Here is a 14278-nt window from a genome sequence, read left to right as displayed (position 1 = left end):
CTGCACTTGCAGGCTCGCTGAAAAATTCGCGCCAGGCGCTCGCCGACTGTTTTGAGCGGCGGCAACGCAACGCAGATAGTTTTTCGGCAGCCTGCTAGAATCCAGCCTCGTTTACTTCTTCCTCAAGGTAGCCACTGATGTCCTTCGCCGAGCAACTGTCCCGCCTGCAAGCCTTTCTCGATGCCGATGATCTGCATGAAGAGGCTCTGGACTATGTCGCCGCCCATGGCTACCTGACGGCCCTGTCCATCTGCCCAGAAAAGATCGAGCCACGCGAGTGGATCGACGCCCTGTTCTCCGAGCCGCCGCACTACCGCAGTGACGAGGAGCGCGACGAGATCGAAGCCACCTTGATCCAGCTGCAGGCCCATATCGCCCGCCAACTGGCCAGCGATGACGAGCCGGAAGTGCCGTGCGACCTGGACCTGGGCGACGAGCCGGACGACTCGGACCTGCGCGGCTGGTGCATCGGCTTCATGGAAGGCGTGTTCCTGCGCGAAAGCGTATGGTTCGACGACGCCGAAGACGAAGTAAGCGAACTGCTGCTGCCGATCATGGTCGGTTCGGGCCTGTTCGACGAACAGCCGGAATTCGCCGAAATCGCCCGTGACCGCGACCTGGTCGACAGCATGGTCGATCAGATCCCTGAGTTGCTGACCGCCCTGTTCCTGCTGTGCAACGCCCCCGACGAGAAGCCGGCGCTGCTCAAGCCTCGCCACCACTAACAGCGCCGCCATCGTCATGGCGCGCGAACCCTTCGAGACACGCAACCCGCTGCTGCGCTATTGCCTGCTGACCATCGGCTGGCTGAGCGTGGCGCTGGGCGTGCTCGGCATCTTCCTGCCACTGCTGCCCACCACGCCGTTCCTGCTGCTCGCTGCGGCTTGCTTCATGCGCAGCTCCAAGCGCTTCTACCTGTGGCTGGTCGAGCACCCGCGATTGGGGCCGTGGATTCGCGACTACCTGGCCGGCGAAGGCATCCCGCGCAAGGCCAAGATCTACGCCATCAGCCTGATGTGGCTGAGCATCGGCATCTCCTGCGCGCTGGTGCCGCTGATCTGGGCACGTCTGTTCATGCTGACCAGTGCCGTACTGGTCAGCCTGTACATCCTCAAGCAGAAAACCTTGCCGGATCGCCGTTAAACCTCAGTTCTGAGGTCATCCGGCAAGCTTGCCAAGCGCAGCTACACTGCATGAAGCTCGGCACACCTGAGGCGCCTTCCATGGCAAGCATCCAGCGCGCAAAAGACACTCGCCAGACCACTTATTTTCGCAGCGAGCGGATCAGCACCATCAATGGCCACTTCTTTTTCAGCACCCGCGAAGGCACGCTGGAAGGCCCCTACTTTTCTCGCGACGAGGCCGAGCGCCAGGTGCCGCGCTATATCGCGCGCATGCTGCAATCCCAGGCCATTCTCGACAGCCGCAACCGCGAGAACGACCTGAGCGGGTAAGCGCTGCGGCTGCGAACATCGCCTCTAGAGATCAATGCCTGGCCTTCTCGAACGCCGCCTCCAGCGCATCGTTGATCGTACGCAACACCTTGACCCGGGCGAACTGCTTGTCGTTGGCCTCGACCAGTGTCCAGGGCGCCAGCCGGGTGCTGGTACGGTCGACCATATCGCCAACCGCTTCGCGGTACAGCGGCCACTTCTCGCGGTTGCGCCAATCTTCCTCGGTGATCTTGAAGCGTTTGACCGGATTGTTCTCGCGCTCGCGAAAACGCTGCAGCTGGGTTTTCTCGTCGATGGCCAGCCAGAACTTCACCAGCACCACGCCAGCATTGCTCAGCTGTTCCTCGAAGTCATTGATCTCCCCATAGGCGCGCAGCCAGTCCTCGGGCGCGCAGAAGCCCTCCACCCGCTCCACCAGCACCCGGCCGTACCAGGAGCGATCGAACACCGTGAACTTGCCGCGTGCGGGGATATGCCGCCAGAAACGCCACAGATAAGGTTGCGCACGCTCCTCCTCGGTTGGCGCGGCGACCGGCACGATGCGGTACTGGCGCGGATCCAGCGCCGCTGCCACCCGGCGAATGGCTCCGCCCTTGCCGGCCGCGTCGTTACCCTCGAACACCGCGACCAGCGCGTGGCGGCGCATGCGCTTGTCGCGCATCAGTTGGGCCAGGCGCGCCTGCTCCTGCACCAGTTGCTCACGGTAGTCAGCCTTGGCGAGATGCACGCCCATATTCAGGCTGTCGAGCAAACTGCGCTCATCGGTGCGCGTCATGAGCGGCGTGGTGTGCGGCAGCGGCGCCCGCTCGGCGCTGTTGCGCAGTGCAGCCTGCAAACCTTCGAGCAGGATGCGCCCGACCGTCAGGCTACGGTAATTGGCATCGGCACCGGCGACGATGTACCAGGGCGCGTAATCACGGCTGGTGCGCCGCAACACGTCTTCGCCGGCGCGAACGAACTTGTCGTAGGTCTTCGATTGCTGCCAGTCCAGCGGGCTCAGGCGCCAGCTGTGCAGCGGATCGTCCTTCAGTGTTTCCAGCCGCTTGAGCATCTGTTTCTTGGACAGATGGAACCAGAACTTGAAGATCAGCGTGCCTTCGTTGCAGAGCATCTGCTCCAAGCCCAGCGCGCCCTCGATGGCGCCATTGAGCTGGTCCTTCTTGAGGTCGCCGTGCACCCGGCCCTGCAGCATCTGGCTGTACCAGTTGCCGAAAAAAATGCCAATGCGGCCCTTAGGCGGCAGCTGCCGCCAGTAACGCCAGGCCGCCGGCCGGGCCAGCTCTTCGTCGGTCTGCTGGTCGAAGGTGCTGACCTGAATCAGGCGCGGGTCCATCCACTCGTTGAGCAGCTTCACCGTCTCGCCCTTACCGGCGCCCTCGATACCATTGATCAGGATGATCACTGCATGGCGACTTTGCTCGCGCAAAGCGTACTGGGCTTCGAGCAGCGCCTCGCGCAGCACCTGCTCTTCGGCATCGAACGTGGCCTTATCGATGACGTGGTCGATCTCGGCGGACTCGAACATAAGCACCTCTCCCTGAACGGTGAGTGCAGACTAGGAGCGCTTCGCCGCTCAGTGCAAGCCTCGACGCCGCTCGCAGCAACGAACCGACACATCACAGTGGCTCCCCGGCCCTGCTAGAATCGCCGCCCTGCTCGCTACAGGCACCCGACCATGGCCGATCAATACGCACAACTCGACTGGGACGACCAGGGCCTGCCCTCCTCGCGCCAGTACGCGGACGTCTACTTTTCCCGGGAAAACGGCCTGGAAGAAACCCGCTACGTCTTTCTCGACAACAACGACCTGCCGCGTCGCTTCGCCACGCTAAAGCCAGACGAGCAGTTGGTGATCGGCGAAACCGGCTTTGGCACCGGGATGAATTTTCTCTGCGCCTGGCAGCTGTTCGACGAGCAGGCACCCGCCGGTGCACGCTTACACTTCGTCAGCGTGGAAAAGCATCCGCTGAGTGCGGCGGATCTGCAGCGCGCCCTGACGCTGTGGCCATCGCTGCAGTGCTACAGCCAGCAGTTGCTGACTGCCTATCGCTGCCTGAACCCGGGCTTCCAGCGCCTGGTGTTCGATAGCGGTCGCGTCGTGCTGACCCTGATGATCGGCGATGCGCTGACCATGCTGCCGCAGCTCGATGCACGCATCGATGCCTGGTTTCTCGACGGCTTCGCACCCTCGAAAAACCCCGAGATGTGGACGCCCGAGCTGTTTGCGCAACTGGCCAGGCTGAGCGCGCCGGGCACCACCCTGGGCACCTTTACCGCCACCGGTTACGTGCGCCGCGGCCTGATCGAGTCGGGCTTCTCCATGAAACGCGTGCCCGGGCTCGGCAAGAAATGGGAAGTGATGTGCGGCGCCTTCACCGGCCAGGCCTCCAATCAGGCCAAGCCCTGGTTTGCGCGCCCCAATCAAGATCACCAGAAACGACACGCCCTGGTGATAGGCGCCGGCCTGGCCGGTTGCGCCACGGCTGCCAGCCTGGCCAAACGCGGTTGGCAGGTTACCGTGCTGGAGCGCCATGGCGCCGCGGCCCAGGAAGCCTCGGGCAACCCCCAGGGCGTCTTGTACCTCAAGCTGTCCGCCCATGGCACGGCGTTGTCGCGGCTGATCGTCGATGGCTTTGGCTACACCCGTCGGCTGCTCGAACGCCTGCACAAGGGCCAGGATTGGGACGACTGCGGCGTGCTGCAACTGGCCTTCGACGAGCGCGAAGCCCAGCGCCAGGCCAAGCTTGCCACCGCCTTCCCGACCACCCTGCTGCGCTCGCTGGACCGTCAGCAGGCCGAGCTGCAGGCCGGCATCGGCCTGGCCAACGGCGGCTTGTTCTATCCCGATGCCGGTTGGGTGCATCCGCCGGCGCTGTGCGCGCAATTGCTCGACCATCCCGCAATCCGCCTGCAGTGCCACCAAGAGGCTCTGGCGCTCGAGCATATCGACGGACAATGGCAGGCGCTGAGCGGCCGGGAGATATTGGCTGAAGCGCCAGTGGTAGTGATCTGCAGCGCGGCGGATACCCTGCGCTTCGCGCAGAGTGCGTATCTGCCGCTCAAGCGCATCCGCGGGCAGATCAGTCGGCTGCCGGCCTCACCACGCAGCGCCGGGCTGAGTACCGTGGTGTGCGCCGAAGGCTATGTCGCACCGGTGCGCCAAGGCGAACACACCCTGGGCGCCAGCTTCAACTTCGACAGTGACGACCTCACGCCGAGCAGCGCCGAACATGCCAGCAATCTGGATCTGCTGCGGGAAATCTCCAGCGACCTGGCCGCACGCCTCGACGCCAACACCCTCGACCCGGTCACTTTGCAGGGCCGCGCGGCCTTTCGCTGCACCAGCCCGGATTATCTGCCGATCATCGGCCCGCTGGCCGACGCCGAACAGTTCACCACCGCCTACGCCGTGCTGGCCCGTGACGCCCGCCAGGTACCGCCAATCCCCTGCCCCTGGCAGCAAGGCCTGTACATCAACAGCGGACACGGCTCCCGCGGCCTGATCACCGCCCCGCTATCCGGCGAACTGATCGCCGCCTGGCTGGAAAACGAGCCGCTACCATTGCCCCGCGACGTCGCCGAAGGCTGCCATCCCAATCGGTTTATGCTGCGCCAGTTGATTCGTAAGGGCTGATGCCTCAGCACAACGCTGGCAAACCGCCCACTTTCTGTGAGCATCCGGCCTAGCGAATCGCGGGCATGGCCCGCTTCCCCAGTTAAAGAGCGTGATGACAGCCAAGAGGGGCATGCCCGCCACCTTCTGTGGGAGCGGGCCATGCCCGCGAAGCAATAGTGGCCTTGCTGCGCAGCCAGAACTATCAGCCCACCGGCCATTTTATTGAACATTCCCCGCACACAGGGACTCGAAAAAACTCGAGCCTGCTGTGCCGCCACCCTGTGCGCAGCAGCTTTTTCACTGCTCGATCGTCTCCGGCGCGCCCTGGAGCGCACTGGAACTCAGAACCGGTACACCACTGGTACGGACTGACGTTAAGGAGGAACAGAGCCCAGGAAGCATGCGGGCTTTATAGACTATGTGCGGAATAGCAGGCGAACTTCGATTCGATAACCAACCGGCCGATCTGGCTGCCGTTGAACGCATCACTCACCACCTCGCCCCTCGCGGCCCGGATGCCCATGGCTTCCACAGCCGCGGCCCTGTCGCCTTTGGCCACCGCCGGCTGAAGATCATGGATCTAGCCGAAGCCTCGGGCCAGCCGATGATCGATAACGATCTTGGCCTGTCGATGGTCTTCAATGGCGCCATCTACAACTACCCGGAACTGCGCAGCGAGCTGGAACGGCTCGGCTACCGCTTCTTCTCCGGTGGCGATACCGAGGTGCTGCTCAAGGGCTACCACGCCTGGGGCGCCGACCTGCTGCCCAAGCTCAATGGCATGTTCGCCTTCGCCGTTTGGGAGCGCGACAGCCAGCAGTTGTTCATCGCTCGCGATCGTCTGGGCGTGAAGCCTCTGTACCTTTCCAAGACCAAGGATCGCCTGCGCTTCGCCTCCAGCCTGCCTGCGCTGCTCAAAGGCGGCGACATCGGCAAGACCCTCGATCCCATTGCGCTCAACCACTACCTGAACTTCCACGCAGTGGTCCCAGCCCCACGTACCATCCTCGCTGGCGTTGAAAAACTGCCGCCGGCTACCTGGATGCGTATCGACACCAACGGCAAGGTCGAGCAAAAGGTCTGGTGGACGCTGAACTTCGGCCCGAATGCCGACGAAGCCAACTTCACCTTCGAAGACTGGCGCGACGCCACCCTCGACAGCATGCGCGAAGCGGTCGAAATCCGTCAGCGTGCTGCCGTGGACGTCGGCGTGCTGCTTTCCGGTGGCGTCGACTCCAGCATGCTGGTCGGCTTACTGCGCGAGGCGGGTGTCGAAAACCTGCTGACCTTCTCCATCGGTTTCCAGGATGCCGGCGGCGAGCGTGGCGACGAATTCCAGTATTCGGACCTGATCGCCAAGCGCTTCGAAACCCAGCATCACCAACTGCGTATCGGCGAGAACGAGATTCTCGACCAGCTGCCGGCGGCCTTCCGTGCCATGAGCGAGCCGATGGTCAGCCACGACTGCATCGCCTTCTACCTGCTCTCGCGGGAAGTGGCCAAGCACTGCAAGGTGGTGCAAAGCGGCCAGGGCGCCGACGAGCTCTTCGCCGGTTACCACTGGTACCCGCTGGTCGACGGTGCGGATGACGCCTACAGCGCCTATCGCAAGGCCTTCTTCGACCGCGAGCACGACGAGTACGCCGCCTGCGTACAGCCTGCCTGGCTGACCGACGACGTATCCGGCGAATTCGTCCGCCAGCATTTCGCCCAGCCAGGCGCGACCGCCGCCGTGGACAAGGCACTGCGCCTGGATAGCACGGTGATGCTGGTCGACGATCCGGTCAAGCGCGTCGACAACATGACCATGGCTTGGGGCCTCGAGGCGCGCACCCCGTTTCTGGACTACCGAGTGGCGGAATTGTCGGCGCGCATCCCTGGCCAGTTCAAACTGCCGGAAGGCGGCAAGTACGTGCTCAAGGAAGCGGCCCGCAAGGTGATTCCGTCCGAGGTCATCGACCGCAAGAAGGGTTACTTCCCGGTACCGGGCCTCAAGCACCTGGAAGGCGCCACGCTGGGCTGGGTACGCGACCTGCTGGTCGATCCGGCCCATGATCGCGGTATCTTCAACCCGCAGATGCTCGACCGCCTGCTTACCGACCCGCAGGGCCAGCTGACGCCGCTACGCGGCTCCAAGCTGTGGCAGATGGCGGCCTTGAACCTGTGGCTGAGCGAACAGGGCCTGTAACGACGAATCGGGGGAGCTGCGGCTTCCCCGTTCCCCGACTGGAATGGCCGCGTCCGCCTCGCTGCGGACAAAAACACAGGCCAATCGATAGCCGGCAAAGCCGGCCATGCGCAAGCAAAGGAACACTCTTCAATGCGAGCCACTGCCCACAACCAACGCCTTCTTCGGGGCCAATCCCCCTCCTACGAGCGCCTGCAGGCGCGATTTGCCGAAGAGCACGGTGACGGCATCAGCCAACCGCAAATCGTCCATTGTGGCTGGGGTCGACTGCTGATCGGCCACACCTTTCCGGACGCCGCAGTACTAGCCGAGGAGCTGCTCAGCGAGCAACCCGGCGAACGTGACATCGCGCTCTACGTCGCGGCGCCACAGCAGGTCCTCGCCCACGCCCCGCAACAACTGTTTCTTGACCCCTCCGACACCCTGCGCCTGTGGTTCAGCGACTACCGCCAGGCACGCCGCGGCTTTCGCGGCTTTCGCGTACGCCGCGCGCAGACCGAGGCCGATTGGCAGGCAATCAACTGCCTGTACCAGACCCGCGGCATGCTGCCGCTCGATCCAGAGAAGCTCACCCCGCGTCACCAGGGCGGCCCGGTTTACTGGCTGGCCGAGGATGAAGACAGCGGCGCAGTGATCGGCAGCGTGATGGGCCTCAATCACCAGAAGGCCTACCAGGATCCTGAGCTGGGCAGCAGCCTCTGGTGCCTGGCCGTCGACCCGGCCTGCAGCCGCCCCGGCGTGGGCGAAGTGCTGGTGCGTCACCTGATCGAGCACTTCATGAGCCGCGGGCTCAGCCACCTAGACCTGTCAGTGCTGCATGACAACGGCCAGGCCAAGAAACTGTACGCCAAGCTGGGCTTTCGCGAGCTGCAGACCTTCAGCATCAAGCGTAAGAACGGCATCAACCAGCCCCTGTTCCTCGGCCCGGGGCCTGATGACAAGCTCAACCCCTATGCGCGCATCATCGTCGACGAAGCTCGTCGTCGTGGCATCGATGCGCAGATCGACGACGCCGAAGCCGGCCTGTTCACCCTGAGCCAGGGCGGCCGACGCATTCGTTGCCGCGAGTCGCTGACCGACCTGACCAGCGCCGTGACCATGACCCTCTGCCAGGACAAGCGCTTGACTCACCGCACCCTCAGCCGTGCCGGCCTGAGCCTCCCTGCCCAGCGCCTGGCAGGCAGCGCCGAGGACAATGCGGCGTTTCTGGCCGAGCATGGCAGCCTGGTGGTCAAGCCCGTGGATGGCGAACAGGGCCAGGGGGTTGCCGTTGATCTGCGCACGCCTGCTGATGTGCAAGCTGCGATAGAGCGCGCCCGCCCCTTCGATGAGCGAGTGCTGCTGGAGAGCTATCACGAAGGCTTCGACCTGCGCATCGTGGTCATCGGCTTCGAAGTGGTTGCCGCCGCGATCCGTCGCCCGGCGGAAATCCTCGGTGATGGCCGCCATACCATTGGCGAGCTTATCGACGCGCAAAGCCGTCGTCGTCAGGCAGCAACGGGCGGCGAAAGCCGTATTCCGAAGGACGCCGAAACCCTGCGCACCTTGCACGCCGCTGGCTTCGACTACGACAGCGTGCTGCCCCAGGGCAAGCGCATGGCCGTGCGCAAGACCGCCAACCTGCACACCGGCGGGATTCTCGAGGACGTCACCGGCATCCTTCACCCGACCCTCGCCGATGCCGCCGTCAAAGCCGCCCGTGCGCTGGACATTCCGGTGGTGGGCCTCGACCTGCTGGTGCCTGCGGCGGATCAGCCCGAGTACGTATTCATCGAAGCTAACGAGCGCGCGGGCCTGGCCAACCATGAACCGCAGCCGACTGCAGAACGTTTTATCGACCTGCTGTTTCCGCTGAGCCATGGCGTTGGGGATTGAATGACGTTTGCCGGTACCGCGGTGATTGCCCCATTCGCCGCGGGTCGCCGTTCCTACAAGGATCGTGAGCAACCCACCGCCCGTGTAGGAGCGCCGACCCGGCGCGAAAAATTGCGGCATTGCTGCGATTACAGCGCCACCTAACCATTCGCCACAACCCCGTACGAGTTCCCCTTGAAACCCTATCGGCAAATACAGGTCAGGATGTAACACAGCGCAAATTTCCCGTCCGTCGACAGGCGTCACGCAATCACCGCAGACAGACGCCGCCCGGCGGCCCGCCCCGTCCTAGATGGAGAGCCCATGTCGCAAATTCCAGAACCCGATCTCGAATACATGCAAAAGGTCCTGCTGGAAATGCTCGCCATTCCCAGCCCCACCGGTTTCACCGACACCATCGTGCGCTATGTCGCTGAGCGCCTCACCGAAATCGGCATCCCCTTCGAAATGACCCGGCGCGGCACCATCCGCGGTACCCTAAAAGGCCGTCGCGACAGCCCGGACCGCGCCGTCTCCGTGCATCTGGATACCATCGGCGCCATGGTGCGCGAGATCAAGGACAACGGCCGGCTGTGCCTGACCGCTGTAGGTTGCTGGTCGAGCCGCTTCGCCGAAGGCAGCCGGGTCAGCGTGTTCAGCGATCATGGCGTTTACCGCGGCAGCGTCCTGCCGCTGCTGGCCTCCGGGCACGCGTTCAATACCGAAGTGGACCAGATGCCGATTTCCTGGGATCACGTCGAGTTGCGCCTCGATGCCCTGGTCGCCAGCCGCGCCGACTGCGAGAGCCTGGGCGTATCGGTAGGCGACTTCGTGGCCTTCGACCCGCTGCCCGAGTTCACCGAAAGCGGCCATGTCAGTGCCCGCCACCTGGACGACAAGGCCGGCGTCGCCGCGCTGCTCGCGGCACTCAAGGCGGTGGTCGAAAGCGGTCAGGAGCCGCCCATCGACTGCCACCCGCTGTTCACCATCACCGAAGAAGTCGGCTCCGGTGCGGCGGCTGCATTGCCTTGGGACGTCAGTGAATTCGTGGGCATCGACATCGCTCCGGTCGCCGCCGGCCAGCGCTCCACCGAACACACCGTCAGCGTGGCCATGCACGACTCCGGCGGCCCCTACGATTATCACCTGTCGCGCCAACTGCTGCGCCTGGCCAGCGACAACGAAATCCCGGTACGTCGCGACCTCTTCCGCTACTACCACAGCGACGCCCAGTCAGCCGTCACCGCTGGCCACGATATCCGCACCGCCCTGATCGCCTTCGGCTGCGACGCCACCCACGGCTACGAACGTACTCACATCGACAGCCTCGCCGCACTCTCCCGGCTACTCGGCGCCTACCTGCTTAGCCCGCCGGTATTCGCCAGCGACGCTCAGCCGGAAAACGGCTCGCTGGAGCGTTTCAGCCATCAGCTGGAACATGATGCGCAAATGGAGCCCGAGACGCGGGTGCCGACGGTGGATAGTTTGGTGGGCAATCGGGAAAAAGAAGATAAATAAGAGAAAAATAAGGCGCCTACGAATCACTCTGTAGGCGCCTTAATATTTCGGCTTCATTAATCAAGGTTTTACTAGTGGCAAACTTTGCAATACCGCTACCTAAGTATAAGAGGATTCAGTCCAAAGGCTTTCTAACCGAACGACGCAGATGCATCCAGTCAACGATCTCGCCCTCTGGGGCATAACCGGCAACCGTTTCACGCAATAGCTGACGCACGCGATCATAATCGTCCAGCTCAACTGCGTTTAGCAGTTGCGCTATAACGCCCTTGAAAGTCTCCCAGGGTAGATGCTCTTCATTGGCACGCATGATCATCGGGTGCTCGGTCGGGATTACGTTGTCACCTATAAGTAGTTCTTCGTATAACTTCTCGCCCGGCCGCAAACCCGTGTACTCGATGCAGATGTCACCCTTGGGATTGGCGTCGGAGCAGACACTCAAGCCTGTCAGGTGAATCATCTTCTCCGCCAGTTCGGCGATCTTCACTGGCTGGCCCATATCCAGCACGAATACATCACCGCCCTGCCCCATGGAGCCGGCCTGAATTACCAGTTGCGCAGCTTCAGGAATGGTCATGAAATAGCGCGTGATATTCGGATGGGTAACCGTTACTGGGCCACCAACCTTGATCTGCTCGCGGAACAATGGAATGACAGATCCTGAGGAGCCCAGCACATTACCGAATCGCACCATGGTAAAGCGGGTTTTATTGACCTGACGAACACCTGAGTCATCGCCGAACAACAGGGGAGCCGGCTGGCGACTGAGTGCCTGCAGGACCATTTCGGCCAAGCGCTTGGTGCTGCCCATGACATTAGTGGGGCGCACCGCCTTATCCGTCGAAATCAAAACAAAATTGGCGACTCCAGCCTGAACGGCAGCCTGCGCCGTATTCAGAGTTCCGACGACATTATTCAGCACACCCTCCGCCACATTGTGCTCGACGATCGGTACATGTTTGTAAGCAGCCGCGTGATAGACCGTATTCACCCGCCAGGCCTGCAGAATAGTGAGCAGACGCTCGGCATTACGAATCGAACCCAGCACAGGCACAAGGCGAATAGACAGTGACTCACGCTGAACACGCTGGTGCAGCTCACTGTGAATACTGTAAAGATTGAATTCGCTATGCTCGAACAGTACCAACGTCCGAGCGCCACTGGTCAGAATCTGCCGGCACAATTCTGAGCCTATAGAGCCACCAGCCCCCGTCACCAAGACCACTTGGTCCCTGATGCAACGCTCAAACAAATCCTGGCGCGGTGGCACGGCATCACGCCCCAGAAGATCAGCGATATCGACTTCCTGAATATCTTCGACCTTCACTCGCCCACTGGCTAGATCGGTGAAACCGGGCACGCTCCGAACATGCAATGCATAGGGTTCAAGTGCATCGAGGATCTCGCGTCGGCGTGCGCGAGAAATCGACGGCATGGCCAAAAGAATCTCGCCTGCGCCAGTCTCATCGATCATCTGCTGAATACTTGTGGGCGAATAAACCCTCAATCCTGCAATGATCCGATTGGCAAGGCCTGCATCATCATCCACGAAGGCAGCCGCCCTCATGCTACGCCCCAAGCGTAAAGCAGCTACCAATTGGTTACCCGCTGTGCCTGCACCATAGATGGCAACCCGAGGTATAACGGCCCCCATGTCATGTTGCCGCGTCACCGGCTCGAGCCAGGACCCAATAAAAAACTGACGCATTACAAGGCGCAGGCCACCTAGCAACAGCAGGCTCAGCCACCAGTAATTAAAAACCATGGACCGCGGTACCAGTGCTGTTGGGCCACGGTACCAATAGACAGCAAGTGCCAGTACCAATGCAGAAAGAGACACGGCTTTTGCGATGGTGATGAGCGCATCACTGCCTACATAACGCATCACCGCACGGTACATGCCCAAACGAATGAAAATCGGCAGCGCGATCAGCGGCGCGAGGATAAACAACCAGCCATGTCCGGAAATGGGTTTGGCGGCATCGAGTTCGCCCAGGCGGATAGCAAATGACAGCCAGAGCGCAATCCATATGAGGATAGTATCGGCCAGCAGCTGCAAGAGGCGCTTCTGCCCCCGGGACATGCTGACCATAAACTGACGCACAACCTTCATCCTCATCCCTCAGATTACTTTGATGCAACTTCCAAAATAGCGCACTACCAGGCGCAGCTGCGCAACGACACTCAACCGTCAGCCTCAATGCACAACACGGTCACCAGCACCTCGACCCAATGCAGTCTGCAGAATCAACGTAAAGTAGAGAGAAATCGACAGTGACCGAATCATCTTCTGATCAGCCTCGGCAAGCAAAGCGGGCGTAGACATATCTATACCCCGAACTTGAGCCAACCCAGTGATTCCAGGGCGAACGCTATACACACCACGAACAGTCCGCTCGGCAATCAATTCGTCCTGATTTAACAGGTTAGGTCGAGGCCCGACCAAACTCATTTCGCCCTTGAGCACATTCCATAGCTGCGGCAACTCATCGAGCTTGGTCTTGCGCAAGAAAGCGCCCAAACGAGTAATAGAAGCGCGGGATGCCAAATGGGTCGCAACGGAGGCAGTATCCACACCCATGGTTCGAAACTTGACCAAGGTGAAGGGTCGCTTATCACGACCCACGCGTGTCTGCCGGAACAAAGGAGCCCCTGTATCCAGCAAGCCGAGGATGTAGATCACAATCAATACAGGGAGGCCAACGAGCAACCCCAGCAGGGCGAAGGCGATATCTAGGTTCTGTACGAAAAGTACTGCCTTAAGCATCGCAGCGCGCAAGCCAGCGTGACCATCGCGCCAAAACTTCTGGCGAGCTTGTCGTAGCGGGTGCCGATCCTCCGGCTCTCTTTCAGCCAGCCAAACATACGCTCGATGATGTTCCGTTGCCGGTATTTCGGGCGATCAAAAAGCCTGGGTAGCCCTGGCTTGGGTTTGCGTTTCATGGTGCGCTGCGGAATTACCGGTTGCATGCGGTAACGGTCGCAGTACTGGCGCAGATGTTCGGCATCGTAACCTTTGTCAGCCAGTAACCAACGGCAGCGCTTACGAGGCCGTCCCGGCTTTCCGGGGATACGCACCTGGTCCAAGAGCGGCTGAGCATGTGCAATATCGCTGGCCTGTCCTGGCGACAGCACAAAGCGAAGAGGTATCCCATTGGCATCGCAGATTAAGTGAATCTTGGTGGTCAGGCCGCCTCGGCTACGTCCCAACGCATGGTCTACCGGTTCTTCTGGCCCCCCTTTTTCCCGGCACCTGACGAGGCTCGGCTTGCACGTACTGCAGTGGAGTCGATCATCCAGGTGTCCAGATCGATCAGGCCTTCCTGATTCAACCGGACGTGCAACCGCTCAAGTACTCGGTCAAACGTGCCATCGTCTCGCCAATCACGGAACCGTTGATATACCGTTGACCACGGGCCGAAACGCTCCGGCAGGTCGCGCCAGGCGGCACCGGAGCAGAGAATCCAGAAGATTCCGTTGAGCAACAGACGATCATCACTGCGCGGCCGGCCCATCTTCTGTTCCGGGGAAACGAGATCCTTGATCAACTCCCAGGCTGCATCGGGGAGTTCGTAGCGCTTTGCCATGCGGGCCTCCAGCCAATCATGGCGGCAATTCTACCCGCACCGACTTTTCGTACAGAACCTA

At 61.7% G+C, this 14278-nt stretch carries 11 protein-coding genes; 7 read left to right on the top strand and 4 right to left on the bottom strand.

The annotated features are described in order from the left end of the window. Positions 1-137 precede the first annotated feature (137 nt). The 3 genes from BM279_RS20345 (at position 138) to BM279_RS20335 (ending at position 1454) form a co-directional block, all read left to right on the top strand. Positions 138-725: a UPF0149 family protein gene (locus BM279_RS20345; protein WP_013791085.1), complete on the top strand. Its 588-nt coding sequence runs from the start codon at positions 138-140 to the stop codon at positions 723-725. A gap of 16 nt (positions 726-741) precedes the next feature. Continuing rightward, positions 742-1143 carry a YbaN family protein gene (locus BM279_RS20340; protein WP_013791084.1) on the top strand — a complete coding sequence of 134 codons (402 nt, stop codon included), beginning with the start codon at positions 742-744 and terminating at the stop codon, positions 1141-1143. Positions 1144-1223: 80 nt separating this feature from the next. Next, entirely contained in the window at positions 1224-1454 is a 231-nt protein-coding gene (locus BM279_RS20335) for a DUF6316 family protein (protein ID WP_093506801.1), read from the top strand. Positions 1455-1485: 31 nt separating this feature from the next. Here the strand turns inward: BM279_RS20335 and pap are convergent, their stop codons facing one another. After that, positions 1486-2979: a polyphosphate:AMP phosphotransferase gene (gene pap / locus BM279_RS20330; RefSeq protein ID WP_093506799.1), complete on the bottom strand. Its 1494-nt coding sequence runs from the start codon at positions 2977-2979 to the stop codon at positions 1486-1488. A 150-nt stretch (positions 2980-3129) separates the two neighbouring features. Between pap and mnmC the strand changes: the two genes are divergently transcribed. The 4 genes from mnmC (at position 3130) to BM279_RS20310 (ending at position 10630) form a co-directional block, all read left to right on the top strand. Further along, complete coding sequence (gene mnmC / locus BM279_RS20325) at positions 3130-5088, top strand: bifunctional tRNA (5-methylaminomethyl-2-thiouridine)(34)-methyltransferase MnmC2/FAD-dependent 5-carboxymethylaminomethyl-2-thiouridine(34) oxidoreductase MnmC1 (protein ID WP_093506797.1); 1959 nt, start codon at positions 3130-3132, stop codon at positions 5086-5088. Positions 5089-5488: 400 nt separating this feature from the next. Continuing rightward, positions 5489-7258: an N-acetylglutaminylglutamine amidotransferase gene (locus BM279_RS20320; protein ID WP_093506795.1), complete on the top strand. Its 1770-nt coding sequence runs from the start codon at positions 5489-5491 to the stop codon at positions 7256-7258. 132 nt (positions 7259-7390) lie between these two features. Continuing rightward, complete coding sequence (gene ngg, locus BM279_RS20315; RefSeq protein WP_093506793.1) at positions 7391-9133, top strand: N-acetylglutaminylglutamine synthetase; 1743 nt, start codon at positions 7391-7393, stop codon at positions 9131-9133. Positions 9134-9436: 303 nt separating this feature from the next. Beyond that, positions 9437-10630 carry an osmoprotectant NAGGN system M42 family peptidase gene (locus BM279_RS20310; RefSeq protein WP_093506791.1) on the top strand — a complete coding sequence of 398 codons (1194 nt, stop codon included), beginning with the start codon at positions 9437-9439 and terminating at the stop codon, positions 10628-10630. A 115-nt stretch (positions 10631-10745) separates the two neighbouring features. Here the strand turns inward: BM279_RS20310 and BM279_RS20305 are convergent, their stop codons facing one another. From BM279_RS20305 to BM279_RS20295, 3 genes are all read right to left on the bottom strand, one after another. Further along, positions 10746-12743: a polysaccharide biosynthesis protein gene (locus tag BM279_RS20305; RefSeq protein WP_093506995.1), complete on the bottom strand. Its 1998-nt coding sequence runs from the start codon at positions 12741-12743 to the stop codon at positions 10746-10748. A gap of 84 nt (positions 12744-12827) precedes the next feature. Next, positions 12828-13397 carry a sugar transferase gene (locus BM279_RS20300; protein WP_093506789.1) on the bottom strand — a complete coding sequence of 190 codons (570 nt, stop codon included), beginning with the start codon at positions 13395-13397 and terminating at the stop codon, positions 12828-12830. Continuing rightward, positions 13364-14217, bottom strand: a protein-coding gene (locus tag BM279_RS20295; RefSeq protein WP_093506787.1) for an IS5 family transposase whose coding sequence is annotated in 2 segments (ribosomal slippage) — positions 13364-13875 and positions 13875-14217 — 855 coding nt in all. Because the reading frame shifts where the segments join, the coding sequence is not laid out codon by codon here. Before BM279_RS20295 ends, BM279_RS20300 begins: the two co-directional genes overlap by 34 nt. Positions 14218-14278 lie beyond the last annotated feature (61 nt).

The organism is Phytopseudomonas straminea, assembly GCF_900112645.1.
GTDB classification, from domain to species: Bacteria; Pseudomonadota; Gammaproteobacteria; order Pseudomonadales; family Pseudomonadaceae; genus Aquipseudomonas; species Aquipseudomonas straminea.
Note: the sequence above shows the minus strand (reverse complement) of the source record. Positions and strands in the feature narration are given on the sequence as shown.

Coding starts and splice junctions, on each gene's coding strand:
- BM279_RS20345 (WP_013791085.1), top strand. CDS start 138: ATGTCCTTCGCCGAGCAACTGTCCCGCCTGCAAGCCTTTCTCGATGCC.
- BM279_RS20340 (WP_013791084.1), top strand. CDS start 742: ATGGCGCGCGAACCCTTCGAGACACGCAACCCGCTGCTGCGCTATTGC.
- BM279_RS20335 (WP_093506801.1), top strand. CDS start 1,224: ATGGCAAGCATCCAGCGCGCAAAAGACACTCGCCAGACCACTTATTTT.
- pap (WP_093506799.1), bottom strand. CDS start 2,979: ATGTTCGAGTCCGCCGAGATCGACCACGTCATCGATAAGGCCACGTTC.
- mnmC (WP_093506797.1), top strand. CDS start 3,130: ATGGCCGATCAATACGCACAACTCGACTGGGACGACCAGGGCCTGCCC.
- BM279_RS20320 (WP_093506795.1), top strand. CDS start 5,489: ATGTGCGGAATAGCAGGCGAACTTCGATTCGATAACCAACCGGCCGAT.
- ngg (WP_093506793.1), top strand. CDS start 7,391: ATGCGAGCCACTGCCCACAACCAACGCCTTCTTCGGGGCCAATCCCCC.
- BM279_RS20310 (WP_093506791.1), top strand. CDS start 9,437: ATGTCGCAAATTCCAGAACCCGATCTCGAATACATGCAAAAGGTCCTG.
- BM279_RS20305 (WP_093506995.1), bottom strand. CDS start 12,743: ATGAAGGTTGTGCGTCAGTTTATGGTCAGCATGTCCCGGGGGCAGAAG.
- BM279_RS20300 (WP_093506789.1), bottom strand. CDS start 13,397: ATGCTTAAGGCAGTACTTTTCGTACAGAACCTAGATATCGCCTTCGCC.